Origin of the sequence: Rhizobium leguminosarum bv. viciae, from assembly GCF_012276115.1 — a bacterium.
Taxonomy (GTDB): domain Bacteria; phylum Pseudomonadota; class Alphaproteobacteria; order Rhizobiales; family Rhizobiaceae; genus Rhizobium; species Rhizobium leguminosarum_T.
In genome coordinates this window covers 121,112-145,665 of record NZ_WIEU01000005.1, presented here as the reverse complement: position 1 = coordinate 145,665, position 24,554 = coordinate 121,112, and the positions used below count along the sequence as shown (strand labels likewise).

The window sequence follows — 24,554 nt, the reverse complement described above, 5'->3', positions numbered from 1 at the left end:
CAGCTTGTCGCAAAAGCGCGACAAAGAGCGTAGAGGGATTCTCCTGCAAAGCCGTTTGGGCGTGCAGGTGCTTTCAAGGGCAGGCATGAAACTACTCGAGACATACATATTGCGGCGCGTCGGCCAGATGTTTCTCGTGGCGCTCCTGCCGGTTCTGGCGATCATTTGGACGACTCAGGTTCTGCAGCGCATCAATCTGGTCACCGACAGCGGCCAGTCGATCGGCTCGTTCGCCAAGCTGGCGACGATGATTCTGCCGTCGATCATTCCCGTCGTGTTGCCCTTCGCTCTCGTTATCGCGATCACCCAGACGCTGACGACGATGAACAATGATTCCGAGCTCACCGTCATCGACGCGGCCGGGGCGCGGCGCAGCGTGCTGATCCGCCCGATCCTGCTGCTTGCCGCCGTCATCAGCGCCTTTTCCTTCTTCGTCGACAACGTCGTCGAGCCGCGCGCAAAGACCGTCGTGCGCCAGATGATCGCCGAGACCTATGCTGACCTCCTCTCTTCGGTGATCGAGGAAAAGACCTTCCGCAAGCTCGATGAAGGCCTCTACGTACAGATCTCGCAGCGGATGGCGGGCCGCATGCTGAAGGGCCTGTTCGTCGCCGACGAGCGCGACCCGGCCTACGAACTGATCTATTATGCGAAGGAAGGCGCCGTCGACGACACCGGCACGACGCTGATCATGCATGAAGGCGAAGTGCACCGCAAAACGCCCGACGGCAACGTCTCGGTCATTAATTTCGATTCCTATTCCTTCGACCTCTCGGACATGACGGAGAATCGCGGTCAGGCGACGCTGCGCGCCAGCGACCGTGACCTGTGGTTCCTGTTCAATCCGGATCCGGCCGACAAGGACTTTACGATCCGGCCGCAAAGCTACCGCGCCGAACTGCATCGGCGGCTGACCGACTGGATCCTGCCTGTCGTCTTTGCACTGTTTTCACTGGCGATCGCCGGCGATGCGCGCTCGCACCGCGAAGCGCGGCTGCATCCGATGGTGAGCGCTCTCGCTTATGCCTTCGCGATGCGATGGGCGGCCTTCTACGCGGCCAATCAGATCGATACCGACCCTGAATATATCGCCGTCCTCTACGCCATCCCGATCGTCAGCAGCATCGTCTCAATCGTCTTCCTCGGCCTTCACAAACGACTGGTCATGCCTTCGTTCATCCGGGACCGGATTTCGTCTTTCTGGAGGCGGATGCAGGAAAGGCTGCTTGCCGCAACCGGCAGGATCGGCGGGGGCACTGCCCAATGATGTTCGGGACATTGTCGCGTTATTTCTTTCGCCGCTATCTGGTGACGACGGGCTGGTTCCTGATCGGCGTCTCGGCGATTTCTTTCCTCCTCGATTTCAGCGAGACGGCGGGCCGCATGTCCGGCCTTCCCGGCTACACGATCGGCGGCGGCGTCCTGATGACCGCGGTGCGCCTGCCGCTCATCCTGCAGCAGACGGTGCCGTTCATCGCGCTGTTCGTCGGCATGACGGTGCTGATCGGCCTCAACCGCAAATATGAACTCGTCGTCACGCGCGCCGCCGGCATTTCGGTCTGGCAGTTCATGTTCCCCTTCATCGCCGGCTCGCTGGCGCTCGGCCTGCTGACGATGGCGGCGCTGAACCCGCTTGCCGCCTGGGGACAGCGCCAGGCACTGCTGGTCGAATCCGACTGGCGCGGCGAGAACGCGGTTCTGCGCAAGGCGCCGCAGATTCCGTGGCTGCGCCAGATCAGTGGCCGGGACGATGTCATCATCGGCGCCCAGACGGTCCAGGAGAACGGAACCAAGCTGATCGACGCGGCGCTGATCCATTTCGATTCAAGCGGTCAGGTCATTCTGAGACAGGACGCCGCCACGGCAAAATTGGAAGATGGTTACTGGCAACTTAACACCGTAGTGGAGCGCAAGCCTGGCGAAATCCCCGTGCGTAAAGCTTCGGTTCAACTTCGCACCAATCTGAAACAGGACTTCGTCCAGGAGCGGCTGACAGCGCCGGAAACAATTGGTTTCTTTGACCTTTCCAACCGAATTGCGGCAGCCAAATCCTTCGGCATTTCGACCAAGGCGCTGGAGACGCAATTCAACTCCCTGTTGTCCCAACCACTGCTGCTGGTGGCCATGACTTTCATAGCCGCAACAGTGTCCCTAAAATTTAGCCGGTTCAACCAATCCCGCTCCGTGATTCTGGGTGGCATCCTCTCGGGCTTCATGCTTTATGTCGTCACCGTGCTTGTAAAGGCATTCGGAAGCAGTGGAGTCGTGCCCCCCTTCGTGGCGACGTGGATACCGGTGGTCGTCGCGCTGGCCTTGGGTGCGACTATTCTGCTTCATCAGGAGGACGGCTAGTGGCGGCAGGCGACCGCAAGTATTTTAGTAAACAGTTGGTTGCCCTGCTTGTCGGTGCGGCTTTATGTTCCTATTTCGGCAGCGCCCCGGCCTCTTTCGGCCAGGCCAGCGCGCCCGAACAAAATATAGAGAAGAATATTCCCGAAGGGGCCAAGCTTCTGCTTTCGGCCAATGAACTGGTCTATAATCGTGACGCCGATCTGGTGTCGGCGGTCGGCGGCGTGCAGATCAACTATGGCGGCTATAAAATGGTCGCGCAGAAGGTCGAGTACAATCAGAAGACCGGCCGGATGATGGCGCTTGGCAATGTCGAGCTGGTCAGCCCGGACGGCAACCGTATCTATGCCGACAACCTCGACGTGACCGACAATTTTGCCGACGGGTTCCTGAACTCGTTGCGCATCGAGACCGCCGACAATACCCGCATCGTCGCCGAAAGCGGCGAGCGCGTCGGCGGCACGAAGATGATTCTCAACAAGGGCGTCTACACGGCCTGCCTTCCCTGCGCCGAAGATCCGAAGCGCGCCCCTTTCTGGCAGGTCAAGGCCCAGCGGGTGATCCAGAACGGCGAGACGCATACGATCCGTCTGGAGAGAGCACGCTTCGAGCTGCTCGGCCATCCGATCGCCTTCCTGCCGTTCATCGAAGTTCCCGACAATACGGTGAAACGCAAGTCCGGCTTTCTGTTTCCGACGATGAGCCTGTCGCAGAATCTCGGCTTCGGTCTTTCCGTTCCTTATTACTATGTGATCTCGCCAAGCATGGACGCGACGGTCACCGCCACGGGCTACACAGCCCAGGGCTTCCTCATTGAGGGCGAATTTCGTCAACGCTTCGAAAATGGCACGCATATTCTGCGCGTCGCTGGCATCGACCAGGCAAACCCGGGCAACTTCAGCTCCGGCACCAGCGATGCCGAAGCCGACCAGCGTGGCATGGTGGCTTCCAAGGCCGAATTCCGCATCAATCCACGCTGGACGTTCGGCTGGGACGTCATGATGCAGAGCGACAACAATTTCTCGAAAACGTACAAACTCCGCGGCCTGGCCAGCACGGATCGGACCAACCAGATCTATCTGACGGGACTTGGGAAACGCAATTATTTCGACATGCGGGCGTTCTATTTCGACGTCCAGGATGCCGACCGGACCAACACCGCCGAAAAACAGCAGCCGATCGTCTATCCGTCGCTTGACTATCATTACGTGGCGCCGCAACCCCTTGCAGGCGGCGAGCTTTCGGCTGATGTCAACCTGACGAATATTTCGCGCACCCATGACGACTTCTATACCGTCGATGGCTTCGAGCGCTTCGCCGGCTTGAAGGGACAAACCTCGCGGCTGACTGCCGAGCTGCAGTGGAAGCGCACTTATGTCACGCCGACCGGCTTGGTGATCACGCCGTTACTGGCCGCGCGCGGCGATGCCTTCGCGCTGAACATGGACGACCCCACAGGTTACGCCGGCAACTACGACGATGGCAATTCCGCTACCCGCTCGATGTTCACAGCCGGGCTGGAGATGCGTTATCCGATCCTGATGACGACTGACAATAGCACCCATATCCTCGAGCCGATCGCACAGATCTATGCCCGCCCCGACGAGCAGTTGGCAGGCCGCCTGCCGAACGAGGATGCGCAAAGCTTCGTCTTCGACGCCACCTCGCTGTTCGACCGCGACAAGTTCTCAGGCTACGACCGGGTCGAAGGCGGCACCCGCGCCAATATCGGCGTTCAGTACACCGGTACATTCGACAGCGGTTACAAGCTGCACGGCATCTTCGGCCAGTCCTATCAGATTGCCGGCCAGAACTCGTTTGCGACCGATGACCTCGTCAATGTCGGCGCGGATTCAGGCCTTGAAACCGACCGCTCCGATTATGTCGGCCTTGGCGGCGTCGAAACACCGTACGGCGTTTCCGTCGCAGCCTCCTACCGGCTCGACGAAAAAGATTTCGAATTCCGCCGCGGCGACCTGACGACGGCCTACCAGACCGATACCTTCGCAACGCAGCTGACCTACACTCATCTCAGCGCCCAGCCGGCATATGGCTTTGCCGAGGACAATGACGAGATCCAGACCAACAGCAGCGTCAGGTTCAAGGATTACTGGTCGATTTTCGGCGGCATTGCCTGGGATCTGAACAATGATGTGATCAGCCGGCGGACGATCGGCCTCTCTTATGACGACGAATGCACGATCTTCACAATCGCCTATACGGACAGCAGAGATTCCGACGACGAGTCGGGAAGCGACTGGACGATCGGCGCACGGCTGACCTTCCGCACGCTCGGCGACATCAAGATCGGTACCGACACCCTCGAATGACGGGCGATCGGCGCAAACATGGCCTGAAGCCATTCTTTCGCCGTAAGCCTGTGCAGGACATTGCCGCCAGTCGGTATCTGAGGCATAGGGGTTTCGCGCCGTGATGGAAGCGATTTCAGCGTGTCTCGCACTGTGGTAAGAACGCCGCGAACAACGTCTCGCGGCGCTATCGGGAGGTCAACAGATGATTGACGCGAAAAAAGCCATAACCAAGTTCCTCGCCGGAGCAGCGCTTGCATTGCTGACAGGCTTTGCCGCTCCAGCGCTTGCGGCCAGTGAAGTCAAAGCCGTGGTGAACGGCACCGCTATCACAAGCGGCGATGTCGCCAAGCGCCAGGCCTTCCTGCGCCTGCAGCGTACGAAGGCCGACGCCAAGACTGCCCAGGAGCAATTGGTCGACGAGGCGCTCAAGCGGCAGGAAGTCGCCCGCGTCCGTATGTCGGTTTCGCAGCAGGACGTCGATGCGTCTTTCGCGCGCTTTTCGAGCGGCAACAAGCTATCCCCAGAGCAGATGTCGCAGATCCTCGATCGCGCCGGCGTCGGCGTCGATCATTTCAAAGGTTTCATCGCCGTGCAGATGAGCTGGCCGCGTGTCGTCAACGCCCGCTACGGCTCGACCTCGCGGCTGTCGAACTATGATCTCGTCTCGCGCATGATGCAGAACAACAAGCAGAAGCCGGTGACGACGGAATATATGCTGCAGCAGATCATCTTCGTCATTCCGCAAGCCAAGCGCGGCGCCATCACCGGCAAGCGCAAGGGCGAGGCCGAGGCGTCGCGCTCCAAATTTCCGGGCTGCGATCAGGCAAAGGTGTTTGCTGCGACGATGCGCGACGTTTCCGTGCGCGATCTCGGCCGCCTGCTCGCCCCCGAGATCCCGCCGGATTGGAAGCCGCTGGTCGAGCAGGCCAAGGGCAACACGACGGGGACCCGCGTCACCGACAAGGGCGTCGAATATCTGGCAATCTGCAGCCAGCGGCAGGTCTCGGACGACCAGGCCGCCGAAATGGTCTTCCGCCAGGAAGATCTCGACAAGTCCAAGGCCGGCAAGGATGCCAGCCCGGAAAACGAAAACAGCAAGAAATACCTGGATGAACTGCGCAAAAAGGCGCAGATCGCCTATCGCTGACCGACAATGGCGATACCGTTTTCGCGACCGCTTGCGCTGAGCCAGGGCGACCCCGCCGGCATCGGGCCGGATATTACTCTGATGGCTTGGCTCCGGCGGCGAGAACTCGGGCTGCCGCCTTTCTTCCTGATCGGCGACCCCGACGTTCTGGCGTTGAGAGCCCGCCAGCTCAATCTGGCGGTCTCGATCCGCGAGACCGATGAAGCCAGCAAGGCCGCCGGCATGTTTGCCGATGCGCTGCCCGTCATGACCATATCGGCCGGTATCGAGGTCGTGGCCGGCGAACCGCATGCGGCAACGGCGAAAGGCACGATCGCGTCGATCGAGAAAGCCGTGTCGCTTGTCATTGACGGCGAGGCGCTCGCAGTCGTTACCAATCCGATCGCCAAGGCCGTGCTTTACGAGGCGGGTTTCCGGTTTCCCGGCCATACCGAATTTCTCGCCGATCTCGCCGCCAGGGCGACCGGCCGGCCGGTAACACCGGTAATGATGCTGTCCGGGCCGAAGCTCCGGGCCATTCCCGTCACCATCCATATTCCGGTCCGCGACGTGCCGCAGGCGCTGACGGGCGAACTGATCTTGGAAACCTGCAGGATCGCCCATGAAGATCTGAGGCAGCGCTTCGGCATCGAGGCGCCGCGGCTCGCCGTTGCCGGCCTCAACCCGCATGCGGGCGAAGGCGGGGCGATCGGCACGGAGGACGAGGACGTCATCCGTCCGGCGATCGAGCGCCTGCGCGACGAGGGCATCGATGCGATCGGCCCCCTGCCCGCCGATACGATGTTCCATGACGAGGCGCGGGCGCGATACGACGTTGCCATCTGCATGTATCACGATCAGGCGCTGATCCCGGCCAAGGCACTTGGTTTTGACGACAGCGTCAACGTGACGCTCGGGCTTCCCTTCGTGCGCGCCTCGCCGGATCACGGCACCGCTTTCGGCATTGCCGGCAAGGGACTGGCGCGCGAGCACAGCCTCGTTGCGGCGCTGAAGCTCGCCGCCCAGCTCGGCCGCAGCGCCGAGAGCCGCCGCTGATGGCAGCACTCGATGGCCTGCCGCCGCTTCGCGACGTCATCCAGCGTCACGGCCTCGACGCACGCAAGGCGCTCGGGCAGAACTTCCTGCTCGACCTCAACCTCACGCAGAAGATCGCCCGCACGGCGGGGGCGCTCGAAGATGCGACCGTTTTCGAGGTCGGCCCCGGCCCCGGCGGACTGACGCGCGCGATCCTGGCGCTCGGCGCCAGGAAGGTTATCGCCATCGAGCGGGATACACGCTGCCTGCCGGCGCTTGCCGAGGTCGCCGATCATTATCCCGGCCGGCTGGAGGTGATCGAAGGCGATGCGCTGAAGACGGATTTCGAAACATTGGCGCCGGAAGGCCCGATCAAGATCATTGCCAACCTGCCCTACAATGTCGGCACGCAGTTGCTGGTCAACTGGCTGTTGCCGAAAGCCTGGCCGCCGTTCTGGCAGTCGCTGACGCTGATGTTTCAGAAGGAAGTCGGCGAGCGTATCGTCGCCAACGAAGACGACGACCATTACGGCCGTCTCGGCGTGCTCTGCGGCTGGCGGACGGAGGCACGCATGGCCTTCGACGTGCCGCCGCAAGCCTTCACGCCGCCACCAAAGGTGACGTCGACGGTCGTGCAACTGACCCCCCGCGAAAACCCGATCCCCTGCGCTGTCGGCAATCTGGAAAAAGTGACACAGGCGGCCTTCGGCCAGCGCCGCAAGATGCTGCGCCAAAGCCTGAAACCGCTCGGCGGCGAGAGCCTGCTCGTCAAGGCCGGGATCGATCCGGCGCGTCGGGCAGAAACCCTGTCCGTCGAGGAGTTTTGCCTGTTGGCGAACAGCCTCTAAGGCGCGCCGCAATCTTTCAGATTTGGTGTCTCATCGCGAAATCGCGCAGACTTTTCGGCATCACGTTTTAAATCGACGGCGTCTCTTCCAGCAACTCGCGGACGAAGTCGAACATGCCATGGCGGCGGTCGCGGCGCAGGCGTTCGGCCTTGACGATCGATTGGACGGCGTCGAGAGCGGCGTTGAGATCGTCATTGACGATGACATAGTCGTATTCGCGCCAGTGGGCGATCTCGGCGCGGCTGTTGGCGAGGCGCGTCTGGATGACCTCCTCGGAATCCTCGGCACGGCGGTGCAGCCGCGACTGGAGCTCGGTCATGGTCGGCGGCAGCACGAAGATCGAGACGACGTCGGCCGACATCTTCTCCTGCAATTGCTGGGCGCCCTGCCAGTCGATGTCGAAGAGCATGTCGCGGCCTTCGCCCATGGCCTGCTCGACCGGCTCGCGCGGCGTGCCGTAGAAATTGCCATGCACCTCGGCCCATTCGAGCAGCGCGTCGCTATCGCGCAGCCGTTCGAACTCGCGCACACTCTTGAAGTGGTAATGCACATCCTCGACTTCACTCGGGCGGCGCTGGCGCGTGGTGACGCTGACGGAAAGGCCGATTTGCCTGTCGGTCTCCAGCAGCGTGCGCGCGATGGTGGACTTGCCGGCGCCTGACGGCGACGAGATGACAAGCATCAGACCGCGGCGGGCGATCTGCACGGGCGAGGATTTCGCCGGTTTCATGTCTTACTCCAAATTCTGGACCTGCTCGCGGAACTGGTCGATCACGACTTTCAGCTCGATGCCGGCGGCGGTGACCGCCGAGGCATTCGACTTCGAGCAGATGGTATTCGATTCGCGGTTAAATTCCTGTGCAAGGAAGTCCAGCCGGCGCCCGGCGGGGCCACCTTTCACCAGGAGATCGCGCGCTGCGGCGATATGAGCCTTCAGACGATCGATTTCCTCGCGCAGATCCGCCTTGGTCGCCAGTAGCGCGGCTTCGGCATGCAGCCTGTCGCGGTCGAGCGCGGCCATGCCGTCCATCAACAAGGCGACCTGCGCGGCAAGCCGCGCAGCGATCTCCTGCGGGGAGCGCGATGGATCGGCCTCGATCGTCCGCGTCAGGCCTTCGATCGTCGTGACGTGATCGTGAAGAATGCGGGCCAGCGCCGCCCCTTCCTGTTCGCGCATCGCTCTCAGATCGGCAAGCGTGGCCAGCAGGCCGGCAACGATATCGGCGTCACGGGCAGCAAGAGCCTCCTCGCCATCCTCGCTTTCGCGGAATTCGACGATGCCGCGCACCAGAAGCAGCGTATCGAGCTTCAGCGGCGCCGGATCGATGACGCCGTCCAGATGCTCGCGCATGGCCAGCACGGCGGCAAGCGCTTGCCTGTTCAGCACCGCCTCGAAACGGTTCTCGTCGGCGGTGACGGATAGCGATGCCTGCAGGTTACCGCGGCTGAAGCTTTCTCCGGCGAGGCGGCGGACCTCTGCCTCCATGCGTTCGAGACCGGGCGGCAGACGCAGGCGCAGGTCGAGGCCCTTGCCGTTGACCGAGCGCAGTTCCCATGCCCAGCGCCAGCGGCCGCTCGTTCCCTCGCGCCGCGCAAAACCGGTCATCGACTGCAAAGCCATGCGAGCCTCCCGAAAGTCTCAGTTGATCTTCTTTTTCTTCGGCGGCGCGACGGTCGCGCCATTATCTGCCGGCTGCTCTTCCGGCTGGCCGTCGACTGCGATGTTCGGGTCCGAACCCTTGTCGGCTTCGAGCTTGCGCCAGCGCTTGACGTTGGCATTGTGCTCCTCGAGCGTCGCAGAGAAAACATGGCCACCGGAGCCGTCAGCGACGAAATAGAGATCCTGCGTTTTCCAGGGATTGGCGACGGCTTCCAGAGCATCCTTGCCGGGATTGGCGATCGGCGTCGGCGGCAGACCCTTGATGACATAGGTGTTGTAAGGTGTGTCCCGCTTCAGGTCCGACTGGTAGATCGGCCGGTCGGCCGGTTTACCCTCGCCGCCGAAGAGGCCGTAGATGATCGTCGGGTCGGACTGCAGGCGCATGCCCTTGCCGAGCCGGTTCAGGAAAACGGAGGCGACATGAGCACGCTCGTCGGGAACGCCGGTTTCCTTTTCGACGATCGAGGCGAGTGTCACGAACTCCTCCTTGGATCGCAGCGGCAGCGACGAGTCACGCTTGTCCCAGATCTGATCGACGAGCTTCTGCTGCGCAGCCGCCATCTGTTCGATGATTTCCGAGCGCTTCGTGCCGCGCGAGAATTTGTAGGTATCCGGACGCAGGCTGCCCTCGGTCGGCAGTGCCGCCGGCAAGTCGCCTTCCAGCACCGTATCCTGCAGCATGCGGTCGAACATCTGGCGGACCGTCAGGCCCTCGGGGAAGGAAACGGAATAAAGAATGGACTTGCCCGATTTCAGCAGCTCCATGATATCCCTCATGGAGGCCCTCGCCTTGATCTCGTACTCACCCGCCTTCAGGCTCTCACCGGCAGAAAGATGCGTTGCCGTGAGATAGCGGAAGATGCGGGCATCGCTGATGATCGCGTTGCGCTCGAGGTTCGAGGCGATTTCGGTCAGACCAGCGCCGTTGCGGACGATGAAATTGGTGTTGGTCTGCAGCGGACCCGGGTTCCGATAGGTCGATGTGGCGTAGTAGAAGCCGATGACGGCGACGACACAGACCAGAACCGCCATCGTCATGATGAAGTTCAGGAAAAGAACGACCTGGCCGCGGGCTTTCTTGGACCGCTTCGGCGGCTCCGGAACGCGCTCCGGACGCAGGGCTTCGCTGGGCGATTTCGGGATAATCGGTCCCTTTTGCGCCTGGCTATCGTTGCTCTGGTTCGTCGTATCGCTCACCGGCAATCCTCTAAAACTTGACCCTCACTTCGCTATTTCGCGAAGCAATGCGGCAAAAGCAGGTTCTGCCGCCGTTCAACGACGCCGCTGCCGGTTGTTATGCTTTCGCACGCCCCTTACGCAACGTAGAGGACGGCCGGTTTGCGGTGCAAGGGAGACCCGTCACACCGCTTGCAAGACTCTTATTGCGCGTAACGGCGCAGTACGAGCGACGCGTTCGTGCCGCCGAATCCGAACGAGTTGGACAGCGCCACATTGATGTCTCGCTCACGCGCCTTGTGCGGAACAAGATCGATCGCCGTCTCCCGTTCGGGATTGTCGAGATTGAGTGTCGGCGGCGCGATATTGTCGCGAATGGCGAGCGTGGCGAAGATCGCCTCGATGGCACCGGCAGCACCGAGAAGGTGTCCTGTCGCCGACTTGGTCGAGGACATGGAGATCTTCGACGCCGCATTGCCGACCAGCCGCTCGACGGCGCCGAGTTCGATCGTGTCGGCCATGGTCGAGGTACCGTGGGCATTGATGTAGTCGATATCGGCCGGCGTCAGCCCGGCGCGTTTCAGCGCCATCGCCATGCAGCGGCCGGCGCCCTCGCCGTCTTCGGACGGCGCGGTGATGTGATAGGCGTCGCCCGACAGGCCGTAGCCGACGATTTCGGCGTGGATCTTGGCGCCGCGCGCCTTGGCGTGTTCCAGTTCCTCAAGCACGACGATGCCGGCACCTTCGCCCATGACGAAGCCGTCGCGGTCGCGATCATAGGGACGCGACGCCTTCTGCGGATCGTCGTTGTGCTGGGTCGACAGCGCCTTGCAGGCGGCAAAGCCTGCAAGCGAAATGCGGCTGACGGGGGATTCCGTGCCGCCAGCGACCATGACGTCGGCATCACCAAGCGCGATCAGCCGCGCGGCATCGCCGATCGCATGCGCGCCCGTCGAGCAGGCGGTGACGACCGAATGATTGGGTCCGCGCAGCTTGTGGCGGATCGACACCTGGCCGGAGACGAGGTTGATCAGGCGGCCGGGAATGAAGAAGGGGGAGATGCGGCGCGGGCCCTTGTCGCGCAGGGTGTAACCCGCCTCGACAATGCCTTCGATGCCGCCGATGCCGGAGCCGATCAGCACGCCGGTGGCGATCTGGTCCTCATCGGTTTCAGGATGCCAACCGGCATCGGCAAGCGCCATGTCGGCGGCGGCCATGCCGTAGATGATGAAGGGATCGACCTTGCGCTGCTCCTTCGGCTCCATCCACTGATCGACATTGAAGGTGCCGTCGGTGCCGTCACCGATAGGAATACGGCAGGCGATCTTGGCGGGAAGATCATCGACCTCGAATTCGGTGACGAGGCGGGCGCCGTTCTGACCGGCAAGCAGCCGGGACCACGTCACCTCGGTTCCGCATCCCAAGGGTGATACCATGCCGGTACCGGTGATGACGACACGTCTCATCGCGTGCTTTCCCCCGTCTCTTATGTTCTATGGAGAAATATGCCGAAAAGAAAAGGGCGGACTCCAGGCCCGCCCTTTCTCAAATTCACAGGATCAGGCCTGGGCCTTCTCAATAAACTTCACTGCATCGCCGACCGTCAGGATCGAGTCGGCAGCGTCGTCAGGAATTTCAACGCCGAATTCTTCTTCGAAAGCCATGACAAGTTCGACCGTGTCGAGCGAGTCAGCGCCCAGATCGTCGATAAAGCTGGCGCTCTCGACAACCTTGTCGGCATCAACGCCAAGATGATCAATAACAATTTTCTTTACGCGGTCTGCGATATCGCTCATGTCGGTTTCCTCGACCTTATGTCCTGATCGGAATGCCATCGCGGCACCCCTACCCTGTTTCAGCCTGCGATGTTTTCAGACATCCTCGGCAAACTCGTTTACCCGGCTTCAGAGATGTCCCAGGCTTGCAAAAAGCCCGCCGGTCCGTCTGCTTTCTCGGGACGACTGTTCACAGTCATGGCCCGCTTAACATGCTTTATGTCTGCCGCAAAGCCAGAAAATCAACGGTTCGTGATTGCTCAACATGCTATTGGCGGAATTATTCCCATGCCAGCGGTTTGTCGTTTCAGATCATCGCCATGCCGCCGTTTACGTGCAGCGTCTGGCCCGTCATATAGGCAGCCTCGGAGGACGCAAGGTAAGCGACCGCCGAAGCGACCTCACCGCCCGTGCCCATGCGCTTCATCGGGATCGCCCCCATGATCGCTTCCTTCTGCTTGTCGTTCAGCTTGCCGGTCATGGCGCTTTCGATGAAACCCGGTGCGACGCAGTTGACCGTCACGTTGCGGGTGGCAATTTCCTGCGCCAGGGACTTGGTGAAGCCGATCATGCCGGCCTTGGAGGCGCAGTAATTGGCCTGGCCCGGATTGCCGGTGACGCCGACGATGGAGGTGATGTTGATGATGCGGCCATAGCGGCGGCGCATCATCGGATGCGTCAATTCGCGCGTCAGGCGGAAGGTCGCCGTCAGGTTCACTTCGAGGACGCTGTCCCAGTCCTCGTCGCTCATGCGCACGAACAGGCCGTCGCGGGTGATGCCGGCATTGTTGACGAGGATGTCGACGCCTTCAAGGTCGGCCTCGGCTTTCTGGCCGAGCGCCTTGACCTCATCGCGGTCGGAGAGGTTCGCCGGGAAGATCTTGACGCGCTCGCCGAGATCGGCGGCCAGCGCTTCCAGCTTCTCGACGCGGGTGCCATGCAGGCCGACGATGGCGCCCTGCTTATGAAGAAGGCGGGCGATTTCCTCGCCGATACCACCCGATGCGCCTGTGACGAGAGCCTTGCGGCCGGAAAGATCGAGCATGGAAACGTTCCTTATAACAGGGACACCAAATCCGGTGTCCGGAAATACCAATCAGGCCATGAGGGCGGCGACTGCCGCGTCGATATCCGCCGGACCGTTGACGGAGATGCCGTTGATCGTCTTGTCGATGCGGCGGGCAAGGCCGGTCAGCACTTTGCCGGAACCGAGTTCATAAAGCGTCGTCACGCCATTTCCGGCGAACCATTCCACCGTCTCGCGCCAGCGGACCTGACCGGTCACCTGCTCGACCAGCAGGCCGGCGATCTCGTCGGCGCCGGTCACCGGGGCGGCACGGACATTGGCGATGACGGGCACGACGGGGTCGGACTTGGCGACTTTTGCCAGCGCTTCGCGCATGGCGTCGGCGGCGGGCGCCATCAGCGTCGAATGGAACGGAGCAGAGACCGGCAGCAGGATGGCGCGCTTGGCGCCCTTGTCGGTCGCAAGGGCGGCCGCCTCTTCGACGGCTGCCTTCTCGCCCGAGATGACGATCTGGCCGCCGCCATTGTCGTTGGCGATCTGGCAGGCGCCGATAGCGGCCGCTGCCTCACAGACGGCAACGACGTCGGCATGTTCGAGGCCGATGATCGCGGCCATGGCGCCGACGCCGACGGGGACGGCGGCCTGCATGGCATTGCCGCGGATGCGCAACAGCCGAGCAGTGTCGGCGAGCGAAAAGCTGCCGGCGGCGCAAAGTGCCGAATATTCGCCGAGCGAGTGGCCGGCGACGTAGGCGACCTTGGACTTCAGATCCAGCCCCTTGGCTTCGAGAACGCGGACAACGGCGATCGAGACGGCCATCAGCGCCGGCTGGGCGTTCGCCGTCAAGGTCAGCGTATCCTCGGGACCGTTGAACATGACGTCCGAAAGCTTTTCACCGAGTGCCTCATCGACCTCTTCGAAAACGGCGCGGGCTTCCGCGAAATTCTCGGCGAGATCCTTGCCCATGCCGACGGCCTGGCTGCCCTGACCGGGAAAAGTGAAAGCAATGGTCATTTTCATGTCCCTGATTGAGCCCCTTGAGGCTGTTTTGCCTCCAATTGACATTCTTTCCGGCAGAGTCAAGTGGCGGCTCATTGTCCGCAAAGCCTTTCGCGCGCGCGCAAAAGCCCGGCCTTTGCTCTTGCGCTCCGCCAAATCCAGCCTAGATTTGCCCGGACCTTCCCAAGGCTTTCACCTCTCTCCCAAGGTTTTTCCATGAAGTACAATTCACTAGGCCGCACCGATATTTCCGTTTCAGAGATTTGCCTTGGCACCATGACCTGGGGCTCGCAGAACAGCGAAGCCGATGCGCATGCGCAGATGGATTACGCCGTCGAAAAGGGCGTCAATTTCTTCGATACGGCCGAGCTTTATCCGACCACCCCGGTTTCGGCGGCGACGCAGGGCTGGACGGAAAATTACATCGGCAGCTGGTTCGAGAAGACCGGCAAGCGCGGAGATATCGTGCTCGCCACCAAGGTCGCCGGCCGTGGCCGCGATTATCTGCGCGGCGGCGAAGGTGCCGATGCAAAGAATATCCGCATGGCGCTCGAGGCCAGCCTGATGCGGCTGAAGACCGATTACGTCGACCTCTACCAGATCCACTGGCCGAACCGCGGCCATTTCCATTTCCGCCAGAACTGGAGCTACAATCCGTTCACCCAGGATCGCGACAAGGCGGTCGCCAATATGCTCGACATCCTGGAAACGCTCGGTGCGCTGGTGAAGGAGGGCAAGATCCGCGCGATCGGCCTTTCCAACGAAACCACCTGGGGCATACAGAAATACCTGACGCTCGCCGAACAGAAGAGCCTGCCGCGCGTCGCCAGCGTCCAGAACGAATACAACCTGCTCTACCGCCATTTCGATCTCGATCTCGCCGAACTCTCGCATCACGAGGATGTCGGGCTGCTCGCCTATTCGCCGCTCGCCGGCGGTATCCTGTCCGGCAAATATATCGACGGCGGCAGGCCGAAAGGTTCCCGCGGTTCGATCAACCCCGATATCGGCGGCCGGCTGCAGCCGCTGCAGGAGCCGGCGACCAGAGCCTATCTGGCGATCGCCGCAACATATGGCCTCGACCCGGCAGCGATGGCGCTCGCCTTTTGCCTGTCACGTCCCTTCATGGCCTCGGTCATCATCGGCGCGACGTCGATGGAGCAGTTGAAAATCGATATCGGCGCGACAGATATTACGCTTTCGAACGAGATCCTGGCGGAAATCGCCAAGGTGCACCGGCAGTATCCGCTGACGCTTTGATCCTATTTGTTTGGCGCCTGCCCGATGCCGACCATTGGCCGGCGTCGGGTTCGGGTATCCGATTGCGCTTGCCTTTGTCCAAAAAATCCGTATAAGCCGCCGTGTTCGTTAACCCGGTCTTCTGGCTGGTGGCTGAACGGAGGGCCGGTTTCCTCTTGGAAATCGTTCGGAACGGAAGCGTTCCAGCCTCCCGTGTCTCCGCTCTCGACCGTCTCGGAAACGCTTTCTTGCCTGGGTCCGCCCAATCAGGAGCAGTCGTTGAGGCTTAGCCGCCGAATATCGGGTTGAACCAAACGCAAGAAAGGCAAAGCTGTCATGGCTCTTTATGAACATGTATTCCTTGCCCGGCAGGATATTTCCGCTCAGCAGGTCGATGCCCTCGTAGAACAGTACAAGGGTGTGATCGAAGCGAATGGCGGTAAGGTCGGGCGTATCGAGAACTGGGGCCTCAAGTCCCTCACCTACCGCATCAAGAAGAACCGCAAGGCGCACTACGCCCTGATGGACATCGATGCACCGGCTGCTGCCGTCCAGGAAATGGAACGTCAGATGCGCATCAGCGAAGACGTTCTTCGCTACATGACGATTGCCGTCGAGAAGCATGAAGAAGGCCCGTCTGCCATGATGCAGAAGCGCGACCGTGACGACCGTCCGCGCGAAGGCGGCCGTGGCCCGCGTGAAGGCGGCTTCGGCGATCGCGACCGCGGCCCGCGTCCGCCGCGTGAAGGTGGCTTCGGCGACCGCGACGACCGTCCGCGCCGTCCGCGCGAAGACCGTGTATAAGGGAGATCTGAGATATGTCTGAAACTTCCTCCGCTCCGGTCCGCCGCCCGTTCCATCGCCGCCGCAAGACCTGCCCGTTCTCCGGCGCCAATGCGCCGCGGATCGACTACAAGGACGTACGCCTGCTGCAGCGCTACATTTCCGAGCGCGGCAAGATCGTTCCGTCCCGCATCACGGCCGTTTCCCAGAAGAAGCAGCGCGAACTCGCCCAGGCGATCAAGCGCGCCCGTTTCCTCGGCCTGCTGCCCTACGTCGTCGCCTGATCATCGGCCGACGGACACACCCTTGAGGGAAGGCATTCGTGCCTTCCCTTCTCCCTTCCGCGATGGGCGCGGATCGGAACTCTTAAAACCCATGTTGAGACGTTTCTGAATCTGATTCAGCAACATCCTCTAACTGCTTGATGAAGCAGGACAGCGACCTTGAAACGACCGAACATTAAAACGCTGCTGATCGGCGCACTCGCCGGATTGACCGCCGCCCTGCTGGTGCTGGGCGCGAGCATGCAGCCGTCGTTTTTCAGCGCGCTTCTCTACACGGCCTCGGCTCTGCCGATCCTCATCGTCGGGCTCGGCTGGGGCAATACCGCCGCGATCTCGGCCGTCGTCAGCGCCGCGGCACTCGGCGCGATCTTGATCTCGCCTTCCTTCGCGCTGATCATGACGATGGTGACGCTGCTGCCGGCCGGTTGGCTGAGCCATCTCGCTAATCTGGCGCGCCCCGCCGCCGAACTCGGCGGACCCGACCATCTGCTTGCCTGGTACCCGCTCTCCGATATCCTGTTGCATCTCTGCGGTCTGGTGACGCTCGCCGTCATCGTCATCGGTGTGATCATCGGCTACGGGCCTGAGATTACCGATCCGATCGTCGATCTGCTGATCACCTCGCTCAAGCAACAGCAGCCGGAATTCATGCCCGATCCGGCAGCGACCGCTCAGACCAAGTCGCTGATCCTGCTGATGCTTCCGGCTTTGCAGGGCGGCATGTGGGTCAGCATGCTGTTTGCCGCCTATTATTTTGCCGTGCGCATCGTTGCAGCCTCCGGCCGCGGCCTTCGTCCGCGCGAGGATATTCCCTCGTCGCTGCGGATGAACCGCAACTCGATCTTCATCTTCCTGGCCGGGCTTGCCGCCTGCTTTTTCGGCGGCGTTCCGGCACTGGTCGGTGCGACCGTGATCGGCAGCTTCGGCGCTGGTTTCATGCTTTCCGGTTTCGCCTCGCTGCATTTCCGCACGCGCGGCAAGGACTGGCGCATACCGGCCCTCATCCTCTGCTATCTGGCCTCGACGCTCATGCTGCTGCCAGCTCTCCTCATCCTCGTCCTCGGTCTCAGCGATACGCGCAAGGCGATCGCACTGACCCCGACGAAAGATGCCGATGCCCCCAAACAATCCGATACGAAAATCTGAGACACAAGAAAGGAAAAAGAAAATGCAAGTCATCCTTCTCGAACGCATCTCCAAGCTCGGCCAGATGGGCGAAACCGTAAAGGTTCGCGACGGCTTTGCCCGCAACTACCTGCTGCCGCTCGGCAAGGCGCTGCGCGCCAACGCCGCCAACAAGACCCGCTTCGAAGCCGAGCGCGCGACGCTCGAAGCCCGCAACCTCGAGCGCAAGTCGGAAGCCCAGACGGTCGCCGACGTTCTCGACGGCAAGTCCTTCATCGTCGTGCGCTCCGCCGGCGAAACCGGCCAGCTCTACGGTTCGGTTGCTGCCCGTGACGTCGTCGATATTCTCGGCGCCGAAGGCTTCAACATCGGCCGCAACCAGGTTCACCTCAACACGCCGATCAAGTCGATTGGCCTGCACAAGGTCGAGCTGCAGCTGCATGCCGAAGTCGAAATCCACGTCGAGCTGAACGTTGCCCGTTCTGCCGAAGAGGCAGAGCGTCAGTCGAAGGGCGAAGAACTCACCTCGGTCGACGCGATCTACGGCGTCGACGAAGACGCGCTGCGTCCGGAAGACTTCTTCGATCCGGAAGCTGACGGCGTCGACGAAGACGAAGCATAATTCTCGTCGGAGCGATCCGCGTGAGGGAAAGCCCGGCCACCGCGCCGGGCTTTTTTCGTTGCCACCCCTTCGATGTGAGCTGCCGATCGGTTCGCTTTTTTTAGGGGATTTTCCGGATGTTTTTGCTGCGTGCCTTATCGCATCACGCTAAAATAACATTCTCCGAAACGGATAGGCTGAGTCGCCGCCATACCGTGTCGTGCGGGTGACACTGCCAGTATTTCTCCTTTCTGCCGCCCGAGACTGTGGAGAAGTCGAACAACGTGCACAGCGTTCAGGATTTAGGCGAAGCGAGCCCCGCTCCTTTCGTAGCCTCTTGATTTTCGCGTCCGGAATTGCAAATCCGGAGCTGGAAAAAGACAGAACGGATGATGATGAACGACGCCGCTCGAAAGATTGCAGCTGTTGCCCCGTCGGAGCAGCATTATCGCGAAGCACCCAACAATATCGAAGCCGAGCAAGCGCTTCTGGGTGCGATCCTGATGAACAACGACGCCTATTACCGGGTGTCGGACTTCCTGAAGCCGATCCATCTCTATGAACCGCTGCACCGGAAGATCTTCGAGGTTGCCGGCGATATCATCCGCATGGGCAAGATCGCCAATCCGGTGACGATCAAGACCTTCCTGAAAGCCGACGAGAAGGTCGGCGACATGACGGTTTCGCAATATCTGGCGAGCCTCGTCAGCAATGCCGTCACCGTCATCAATGCCGAGGATTACGGCCGGGCGATCTACGACCTGGCGCTGCGCCGGGCGCTGATCACCATCGGCGAGGACGTCGTCAACATCGCCTATGACGCTCCGCTCGACATGCCGCCGCAGTCGCAGATCGAGGATACCGAACGCCGCCTCTTCGAACTTGCGGAAAACGGCCGCTACGACGGCGGCTTCCAGGCCTTCAACGATGCGGTTGCGCTGGCGATCGACATGGCGGCCGTGGCCAAGGAGCGTGACGGCGGGCTTTCCGGCATTTCCACCGGCATCCATTCGCTCGATTCCAAGATGGGCGGCCTGCAGCGGTCGGACTTGATCGTGCTTGCCGGACGCCCCGGCATGGGCAAGACCTCGCTTGCCACCAACATCGCCTACAATATCGCCGCCGCCTACGAAGGCGAAGTCCAGTCGGACGGCAGCATGAAGGCAAAGAACGGCGGCGTCGTCGGCTTCTATTCGCTCGAAATGTCGTCGGAACAGCTCGCCACCCGTATCATCTCCGAGCAGACCGAAGTCTCCTCCTCGAAGATCCGCCGCGGCGACATCAACGATGCCGATTTCGAAAAGCTCGTCGCCTGCTCGATGATGATGCAGAAGGTGCCGCTCTTTATCGACCAGACCGGCGGCATTTCGATCGCCCAGCTTTCGGCACGCGCGCGCCGTCTCAAGCGTCAGCGCGGCCTCGACGTGCTGGTGGTCGACTACATTCAGCTGATGACCGGCTCGGGCAAATCCAGCGACAACCGCGTGCAGGAAATCACCCAGATCACCACCGGCCTGAAGGCGCTCGGCAAGGAACTCAACGTTCCGATCATCGCGCTGTCGCAGCTCTCGCGTCAGGTCGAAAGCCGAGACGACAAGCGGCCGCAGCTGTCCGACCTTCGCGAATCCGGCTCGATCGAGCAGGACGCCGACGTCGTGCTCTTCGTGTTCCGCGAGGAATATTACGTCAAGAATTCTGAGCCGCGCGACATCCACGATCCCAAATATCCGGAATGGGAAGCGCTGTTCGACAAGGTGAAGGGCACGGCCGACGTCATCATCGCCAAGCAGCGCCACGGGCCGACCGGCACGGTGAAGCTCGCCTTCCAGTCGGAATTCACGCGCTTTGCCGATCTCGCCGATCCCTCCTTCACCCAATATGAAGAGCACTGATCGCGCGGATGCTGCATGCAGGGCCGGGCTTTTCCTTGACATAGTTGACCTTTAAACTGGCCGGGGAATCTTCTCCGGCCTCTTTTCGATGTGGATCATGAGCGAAATTTTCGACGCCCCCGAAGATGATAATTTTGCCTCGGCGGGCCTGCGGCTGACCGTCGACCTGACCGCTCTGACGGAGAACTGGCGCGACATGGCGCGGCGCTCGGGGGCGGCGCGCGCCTCGGCGGTCGTCAAGGCGGATGCCTACGGCATGGGCATCGAGGATGCCGGCGAAGCGCTGTATATGGCCGGCGCGCGCGACTTCTTCGTCGCGACCGTCGACGAGGGCGTGACGCTTCGCCTCTATGCGCCCGAGGCACGCATCTTCGTGCTCTCAGGCATCTGGCCGGGCACCGAGCGGCGCTTCTTCGAAAACGATCTGGTGCCGGTGATTTCCTCCGACGAACAGCTCGCCTTCTGGATGGCGGTGCTTGCCGATTACGGCGACTACCCCTGCGCGCTGCATGTCGATACCGGCTTCAATCGGCTCGGACTGCATATCGACGATGCGATCGCGCTCGCCGACGACGTCTCACGGCCGGCGAGCTTCGCGCCCGTGCTTGTCATGAGCCACCTCGCCTGCGCCGACGATCCCACCCATGCGATGAACCGGCAGCAGCTCGAATCATTCCACAGGGTTAGCGCCGCTTATGAAGGCATCGATTCAAGCCTTGCCGCCTCGGCCGGCATCTTTCTCGGTGAGGATTATCACTTCGACCTGACCCGCCCCGGCATCGCGCTCTATGGCGGCGAAGCGGTCAGCGGCATGGCGAACCCGATGCGGCCGGTCGCGACGGCGGAAGCGCGCATCATCCAGGTGCGCAGCGTCGAAGCCGGCGAGACCGTCAGCTATGGGCGGGCGCTGCAGCTTCGCCGTGAAAGCCGGTTGGCGGTCGCCTCGGCCGGCTATGCCGACGGCTACATGCGCAGCCAGTCGAGCGGCGGTGTGCCGTTGCGCCAGGTAGTGCCGCAAGGCGGGCATGGCTTCATCGCCGGATGCAAGGTCCCGGTTGCCGGCCGGATCACCATGGACCTGACGATCTTCGATATCACCGACCTGCCTGACAACGCCGTGCGCGCTGGGGATTATGTCGAGCTGTTCGGAAAGAACATGCCGGTGGACGATGTGGCGCGGGCATCCGGCACGATCGGATACGAGATCCTGACCGGCATGGGGCTGCGCCACGAGCGGCGCTACGTGGCCGAGGAATAGCGGCTTTTTATTCAGCGGCTGCTGAGGGCGAGACGGACACCAAGCGCGAGGAAAAGCGCACCGAGGCCGCGATCGAGCCAGAGGCCGACTTTTTGATTATGCCTGACTGCATCCGCAAGGCGCCCGCCGAGAAGAACGAGCGGCGGTTCGATGAAGGCGGCGACGACGATGATGAGCCCGCCATGCAGCATGAGCTGCGCCCATGCCGGCCCTGCCCCTTCGACGACGAATTGCGGCAGGAAGGCCAGGAAGAATATCGCCACTTTCGGATTGAGCAGCGACACCAGAATCCCCTGCCGGTAGATTCTTGCGACCGGCAAACTTTCACCGGCGGCCTTTATCAGGCCGTTGCCGCCGCCGGAGCGCAAAGCCTGAATGCCGAGCCAGACGAGATAGGCGGCGCCGATCCATTTGACCGTGGAGAAGGCGACGGCGGAAGCGGCGAGTATGGTTGAGAGGCCGAGTGCTGCCATCAGCACATGCAGGCAGGCGCCGGACCAGACGCCGAACAGCGCGGAAAAACCGGCACGTTTTCCGCTTCTCATCGTGTGACCGAGGATGAAGGCGATATCGGGTCCAGGCGAGAGATTGAGCAGAACCGCCGTCGACAGAAATGCAAGCCAGTGCGCAAACGAATAATCGAACATCTTCCACCATTCCGATGAGGCGCTGAGGATAGGCATGGGTGCGCTGATGGGGAAATCATTAGTTTTGATCCGTCGCGATAGCCATTATCTCAAGCACGACAATGATTCGGCGAAGCGGCGCGTCGCTTCGCTCGGGAACCCGGACTGAAAGAGTAATGGATGGCGAAGGCCAGGACACAATTCATCTGCCAGAGTTGCGGCACGGTTCATAACCGCTGGGCCGGCAAATGCGAGAACTGCGGCGAGTGGAACACCATCGTCGAGGAAGACCCGATGGGCGGGATCGGCTCCGGTCCGGGCAAGACGCCGAAGAAGGGCCGACCGGTGGCGCTGACGGCACTCTCCGGCGAGATCGAGGAGGCGCCACGCATCCATACCGCCATGTCGGAGCTCGACCGGGCGCTCGGCGGCGGTTTCGTGCGCGGTTCGGCGGTGCTGATCGGCGGCGATCCCGGCATCGGCAAATCGACCCTGCTGATGCAGGCCGCCGCCGCCCTTGCACGGCGCGGCCACAAGATCATCTACGTCTCCGGCGAAGAAGCCGTGGCGCAGGTGCGGCTGCGGGCGCAACGCCTTGCGGCGGCCGATACCGACGTGATGCTGGCGGCCGAAACCAATGTCGAGGATATTCTGGCGACGCTCGCCGAGGGCAAGCGGCCGGACCTCGTCATCATCGATTCCATCCAGACGCTGTGGAGCGAACTTGCCGAATCCGCTCCGGGAACGGTGACTCAGGTGCGCACCGGGGTGCAGGCAATGATCCGTTTCGCCAAGCAGACGGGGGCCGCCATGGTGCTCGTCGGCCACGTAACCAAGGACGGGCAGATTGCCGGGCCGCGCGTCGTCGAGCACATGGTCGACGCCGTGCTCTATTTCGAAGGCGACCGCGGCCATCACTACCGTATCCTGCGCACAGTCAAGAACCGCTTCGGCCCGACCGACGAGATCGGCGTCTTCGAAATGTCCGACAGAGGCTTGCGCGAAGTCGCCAATCCTTCCGAGCTCTTCCTTGGTGAGCGCAACGAAAAATCGCCGGGTGCTGCCGTCTTTGCCGGCATGGAGGGCACCCGCCCCATTCTCGTCGAAGTGCAGGCGCTGGTGGCCCCAACCTCGCTCGGCACGCCGCGGCGCGCCGTGGTCGGCTGGGATTCGGCGCGGCTGTCGATGATCCTTGCGGTGCTGGAAGCCCATTGCGGCGTCAGGCTCGGCCAGCACGACGTCTATCTCAACGTCGCCGGCGGTTACCGCATCTCCGAACCGGCGGCCGATCTTGCCGTCGCCTCGGCGCTCGTTTCCTCGCTTGCCGGTATTGCCCTTCCTGCCGATTGCGTCTATTTCGGCGAAGTCAGCCTGTCGGGTGCCATCCGGCCGGTTGCGCACACCGCCCAGCGCCTCAAGGAAGCCGAGAAGCTGGGCTTTTCCGCAGCGCTGCTTCCGTCCGCCTCCGCCGAATTGCCGAAAGGCTCCGGCGGGCGCTGGAGCGAAGTCGCAAGCCTGCCGGATCTGGTCGCGCGCATCGCCGGATCGAAGGGAGCGCTGCGTGTGGAAGACGAGGTTTGATCCTTTCATTGCCAAGAGTGGTGATGATATAGGAGCACACGATAAGGCACGACACGGCCGCCAAGCGGCAGTCCTGGAGTTGAATTTACATGCCCATTACGATTTTCGACGGTATTGTCATCGGCGTCGTGCTCTTCTCCGCCGTGCTGGCGATGGTCCGCGGCTTTTCGCGCGAGATTCTTTCGATCGCGAGCTGGGGCGGTTCGGCCGCGGCTGCCTATTATCTCTATCCGTACCTGCTGCCCTATGCGAAGAAATATACCGATGACGACCGTATCGCGATCGTCGGTTCGGCAGCGGTCGTCTTCCTGATCGCGCTCATCGTCATCTCCTTCATCACGATGAAGATCGCCGATTTCATCATCGACAGCCGTGTCGGCGCGCTCGACCGCACGCTCGGCTTCCTGTTCGGGGCGGCGCGCGGCGTGCTGCTGCTGGTCGTCGCCGTCGCCTTCTGGAACTGGCTCGTCGATGCCGACCACCGTCCGGCCTGGGTCAACGAAGCGAAGTCGAAGCCCTTCCTGGATTCGATGGTCGTGAAGCTGAAATCGGTTCTGCCGGAGCAATTTGCCCAGATGATACCGGAAAGCATCCGTGATAAGCTGCAGCCGCCGGCACAGGGCGCGGGAGGCACCACTCCGCCGACGGGCGACCAGGCTCCGGCGGAAGACGCACCGACCGCGCCTGCAGACGGCGCACAGCAGCCGGCGAATTGACACAGTGTTCAAGAGCTTGACCCGCGATCCGGCAATCGCCATTTGAGCGGGATGTGAAATGAGGGTCCGGCCGAGCATTCCAGCTCCGCCGGGCTCAGCTATTTCTGGAAATGCCGATCCATTCTTGTGAGAGCAGAGGCCC

Annotated in this window: 23 protein-coding genes; 15 read left to right on the top strand and 8 right to left on the bottom strand. The window is 61.9% G+C overall.

What is annotated here, in order from left to right; translation table 11 throughout:
- Window positions 1-85 precede the first annotated feature (85 nt).
- The 6 genes from lptF to rsmA all read left to right on the top strand — a co-directional run bounded on the left by lptF (window position 86) and on the right by rsmA (window position 7,670).
- Window positions 86-1,267, top strand: a complete 1,182-nt coding sequence (gene lptF, locus GFM02_RS11725) for an LPS export ABC transporter permease LptF (RefSeq protein WP_168321761.1) — start codon at window positions 86-88, stop codon at window positions 1,265-1,267.
- The gene (lptG, locus tag GFM02_RS11720; RefSeq protein ID WP_168270301.1) at window positions 1,264-2,352 is read left to right on the top strand and encodes an LPS export ABC transporter permease LptG; all 1,089 of its coding nucleotides are present in this window, start codon (window positions 1,264-1,266) and stop codon (window positions 2,350-2,352) included. Before lptF ends, lptG begins: the two co-directional genes overlap by 4 nt.
- Window positions 2,352-4,679, top strand: a complete 2,328-nt coding sequence (locus GFM02_RS11715) for an LPS-assembly protein LptD (protein ID WP_168270299.1) — start codon at window positions 2,352-2,354, stop codon at window positions 4,677-4,679. The genes lptG and GFM02_RS11715 overlap by 1 nt, the downstream gene beginning before the upstream one ends.
- Window positions 4,680-4,863: 184 nt before the next feature.
- Window positions 4,864-5,808, top strand: a complete 945-nt coding sequence (locus tag GFM02_RS11710) for a peptidylprolyl isomerase (RefSeq protein WP_020049361.1) — start codon at window positions 4,864-4,866, stop codon at window positions 5,806-5,808.
- Between the two features lie 6 nt (window positions 5,809-5,814).
- Window positions 5,815-6,843 (top strand): 4-hydroxythreonine-4-phosphate dehydrogenase PdxA, encoded by a 1,029-nt coding sequence (pdxA, locus tag GFM02_RS11705; protein ID WP_168270297.1) that lies wholly within the window; start codon window positions 5,815-5,817, stop codon window positions 6,841-6,843.
- Window positions 6,843-7,670 (top strand): 16S rRNA (adenine(1518)-N(6)/adenine(1519)-N(6))-dimethyltransferase RsmA, encoded by an 828-nt coding sequence (gene rsmA / locus GFM02_RS11700; RefSeq protein WP_168270294.1) that lies wholly within the window; start codon window positions 6,843-6,845, stop codon window positions 7,668-7,670. The genes pdxA and rsmA overlap by 1 nt, the downstream gene beginning before the upstream one ends.
- Before the next feature lie 67 nt (window positions 7,671-7,737).
- Here rsmA and gmk read toward each other — a convergent pair whose 3' ends face one another.
- The 7 genes from gmk to fabD form a co-directional block, all read right to left on the bottom strand.
- The gene (gene gmk, locus GFM02_RS11695) at window positions 7,738-8,400 is read right to left on the bottom strand and encodes a guanylate kinase (protein ID WP_020049358.1); all 663 of its coding nucleotides are present in this window, start codon (window positions 8,398-8,400) and stop codon (window positions 7,738-7,740) included.
- 3 nt (window positions 8,401-8,403) lie between these two features.
- Window positions 8,404-9,291, bottom strand: coding sequence for a YicC/YloC family endoribonuclease (locus GFM02_RS11690; RefSeq protein ID WP_168270290.1), 888 nt, complete (start codon window positions 9,289-9,291; stop codon window positions 8,404-8,406).
- An 18-nt stretch (window positions 9,292-9,309) separates the two neighbouring features.
- On the bottom strand, window positions 9,310-10,527 hold the full coding sequence (gene mltG / locus GFM02_RS11685) for an endolytic transglycosylase MltG (RefSeq protein ID WP_168270288.1): 1,218 nt from the start codon (window positions 10,525-10,527) through the stop codon (window positions 9,310-9,312).
- Window positions 10,528-10,709: 182 nt separating this feature from the next.
- Window positions 10,710-11,972: a beta-ketoacyl-ACP synthase II gene (gene fabF / locus GFM02_RS11680; protein WP_020049355.1), complete on the bottom strand. Its 1,263-nt coding sequence runs from the start codon at window positions 11,970-11,972 to the stop codon at window positions 10,710-10,712.
- 93 nt (window positions 11,973-12,065) lie between these two features.
- The gene (locus GFM02_RS11675) at window positions 12,066-12,302 is read right to left on the bottom strand and encodes an acyl carrier protein (protein ID WP_132610620.1); all 237 of its coding nucleotides are present in this window, start codon (window positions 12,300-12,302) and stop codon (window positions 12,066-12,068) included.
- Window positions 12,303-12,588: 286 nt separating this feature from the next.
- Entirely contained in the window at window positions 12,589-13,326 is a 738-nt protein-coding gene (fabG, locus tag GFM02_RS11670) for a 3-oxoacyl-[acyl-carrier-protein] reductase (protein WP_077976145.1), read from the bottom strand.
- A gap of 51 nt (window positions 13,327-13,377) precedes the next feature.
- Window positions 13,378-14,322: an ACP S-malonyltransferase gene (fabD, locus tag GFM02_RS11665; RefSeq protein ID WP_168321760.1), complete on the bottom strand. Its 945-nt coding sequence runs from the start codon at window positions 14,320-14,322 to the stop codon at window positions 13,378-13,380.
- Window positions 14,323-14,523: 201 nt separating this feature from the next.
- On the opposite strand from fabD, the gene GFM02_RS11660 reads away from it, so the two are divergent.
- The 7 genes from GFM02_RS11660 (at window position 14,524) to alr (ending at window position 21,489) form a co-directional block, all read left to right on the top strand.
- A complete protein-coding gene (locus GFM02_RS11660) occupies window positions 14,524-15,567 on the top strand; it encodes an aldo/keto reductase (RefSeq protein WP_168321759.1) in 1,044 nt (347 codons plus the stop codon).
- Between the two features lie 315 nt (window positions 15,568-15,882).
- The gene (gene rpsF / locus GFM02_RS11655) at window positions 15,883-16,350 is read left to right on the top strand and encodes a 30S ribosomal protein S6 (RefSeq protein ID WP_003547040.1); all 468 of its coding nucleotides are present in this window, start codon (window positions 15,883-15,885) and stop codon (window positions 16,348-16,350) included.
- Between the two features lie 14 nt (window positions 16,351-16,364).
- Complete coding sequence (rpsR, locus tag GFM02_RS11650; protein WP_003547038.1) at window positions 16,365-16,613, top strand: 30S ribosomal protein S18; 249 nt, start codon at window positions 16,365-16,367, stop codon at window positions 16,611-16,613.
- A 159-nt stretch (window positions 16,614-16,772) separates the two neighbouring features.
- Window positions 16,773-17,759 carry a DUF2232 domain-containing protein gene (locus GFM02_RS11645; protein ID WP_168321758.1) on the top strand — a complete coding sequence of 329 codons (987 nt, stop codon included), beginning with the start codon at window positions 16,773-16,775 and terminating at the stop codon, window positions 17,757-17,759.
- A 22-nt stretch (window positions 17,760-17,781) separates the two neighbouring features.
- Window positions 17,782-18,360, top strand: a complete 579-nt coding sequence (gene rplI, locus GFM02_RS11640) for a 50S ribosomal protein L9 (RefSeq protein ID WP_011651241.1) — start codon at window positions 17,782-17,784, stop codon at window positions 18,358-18,360.
- Window positions 18,361-18,734: 374 nt separating this feature from the next.
- Window positions 18,735-20,231 carry a replicative DNA helicase gene (locus GFM02_RS11635; RefSeq protein WP_003547022.1) on the top strand — a complete coding sequence of 499 codons (1,497 nt, stop codon included), beginning with the start codon at window positions 18,735-18,737 and terminating at the stop codon, window positions 20,229-20,231.
- 88 nt (window positions 20,232-20,319) lie between these two features.
- On the top strand, window positions 20,320-21,489 hold the full coding sequence (alr, locus tag GFM02_RS11630) for an alanine racemase (protein WP_205930278.1): 1,170 nt from the start codon (window positions 20,320-20,322) through the stop codon (window positions 21,487-21,489).
- An 11-nt stretch (window positions 21,490-21,500) separates the two neighbouring features.
- On the opposite strand, the gene GFM02_RS11625 is transcribed toward alr, so the two are convergent.
- Window positions 21,501-22,136, bottom strand: coding sequence for a LysE family translocator (locus GFM02_RS11625; protein WP_168321756.1), 636 nt, complete (start codon window positions 22,134-22,136; stop codon window positions 21,501-21,503).
- A 159-nt stretch (window positions 22,137-22,295) separates the two neighbouring features.
- Between GFM02_RS11625 and radA the strand changes: the two genes are divergently transcribed.
- Window positions 22,296-23,696, top strand: coding sequence for a DNA repair protein RadA (gene radA / locus GFM02_RS11620; RefSeq protein ID WP_025393959.1), 1,401 nt, complete (start codon window positions 22,296-22,298; stop codon window positions 23,694-23,696).
- Between the two features lie 89 nt (window positions 23,697-23,785).
- Entirely contained in the window at window positions 23,786-24,412 is a 627-nt protein-coding gene (locus tag GFM02_RS11615) for a CvpA family protein (protein ID WP_168282787.1), read from the top strand.
- The last annotated feature ends 142 nt before the right edge of the window (window positions 24,413-24,554 follow it).

What these genes read in the sequence shown, in the direction of transcription:
- fabD (WP_168321760.1), bottom strand. Translation starts at nt 14,322, where the DNA reads ATGACCATTGCTTTCACTTTTCCCGGTCAGGGCAGCCAGGCCGTCGGC.
- gmk (WP_020049358.1), bottom strand. Translation starts at nt 8,400, where the DNA reads ATGAAACCGGCGAAATCCTCGCCCGTGCAGATCGCCCGCCGCGGTCTG.
- fabF (WP_020049355.1), bottom strand. Translation starts at nt 11,972, where the DNA reads ATGAGACGTGTCGTCATCACCGGTACCGGCATGGTATCACCCTTGGGA.
- GFM02_RS11710 (WP_020049361.1), top strand. Translation starts at nt 4,864, where the DNA reads ATGATTGACGCGAAAAAAGCCATAACCAAGTTCCTCGCCGGAGCAGCG.
- pdxA (WP_168270297.1), top strand. Translation starts at nt 5,815, where the DNA reads ATGGCGATACCGTTTTCGCGACCGCTTGCGCTGAGCCAGGGCGACCCC.
- rpsF (WP_003547040.1), top strand. Translation starts at nt 15,883, where the DNA reads ATGGCTCTTTATGAACATGTATTCCTTGCCCGGCAGGATATTTCCGCT.
- rplI (WP_011651241.1), top strand. Translation starts at nt 17,782, where the DNA reads ATGCAAGTCATCCTTCTCGAACGCATCTCCAAGCTCGGCCAGATGGGC.
- GFM02_RS11615 (WP_168282787.1), top strand. Translation starts at nt 23,786, where the DNA reads ATGCCCATTACGATTTTCGACGGTATTGTCATCGGCGTCGTGCTCTTC.
- GFM02_RS11635 (WP_003547022.1), top strand. Translation starts at nt 18,735, where the DNA reads ATGAACGACGCCGCTCGAAAGATTGCAGCTGTTGCCCCGTCGGAGCAG.
- lptF (WP_168321761.1), top strand. Translation starts at nt 86, where the DNA reads ATGAAACTACTCGAGACATACATATTGCGGCGCGTCGGCCAGATGTTT.
- lptG (WP_168270301.1), top strand. Translation starts at nt 1,264, where the DNA reads ATGATGTTCGGGACATTGTCGCGTTATTTCTTTCGCCGCTATCTGGTG.
- radA (WP_025393959.1), top strand. Translation starts at nt 22,296, where the DNA reads ATGGCGAAGGCCAGGACACAATTCATCTGCCAGAGTTGCGGCACGGTT.
- rsmA (WP_168270294.1), top strand. Translation starts at nt 6,843, where the DNA reads ATGGCAGCACTCGATGGCCTGCCGCCGCTTCGCGACGTCATCCAGCGT.
- GFM02_RS11675 (WP_132610620.1), bottom strand. Translation starts at nt 12,302, where the DNA reads ATGAGCGATATCGCAGACCGCGTAAAGAAAATTGTTATTGATCATCTT.
- alr (WP_205930278.1), top strand. Translation starts at nt 20,320, where the DNA reads ATGTGGATCATGAGCGAAATTTTCGACGCCCCCGAAGATGATAATTTT.
- GFM02_RS11625 (WP_168321756.1), bottom strand. Translation starts at nt 22,136, where the DNA reads ATGTTCGATTATTCGTTTGCGCACTGGCTTGCATTTCTGTCGACGGCG.
- GFM02_RS11690 (WP_168270290.1), bottom strand. Translation starts at nt 9,291, where the DNA reads ATGGCTTTGCAGTCGATGACCGGTTTTGCGCGGCGCGAGGGAACGAGC.
- rpsR (WP_003547038.1), top strand. Translation starts at nt 16,365, where the DNA reads ATGTCTGAAACTTCCTCCGCTCCGGTCCGCCGCCCGTTCCATCGCCGC.
- GFM02_RS11660 (WP_168321759.1), top strand. Translation starts at nt 14,524, where the DNA reads ATGAAGTACAATTCACTAGGCCGCACCGATATTTCCGTTTCAGAGATT.
- fabG (WP_077976145.1), bottom strand. Translation starts at nt 13,326, where the DNA reads ATGCTCGATCTTTCCGGCCGCAAGGCTCTCGTCACAGGCGCATCGGGT.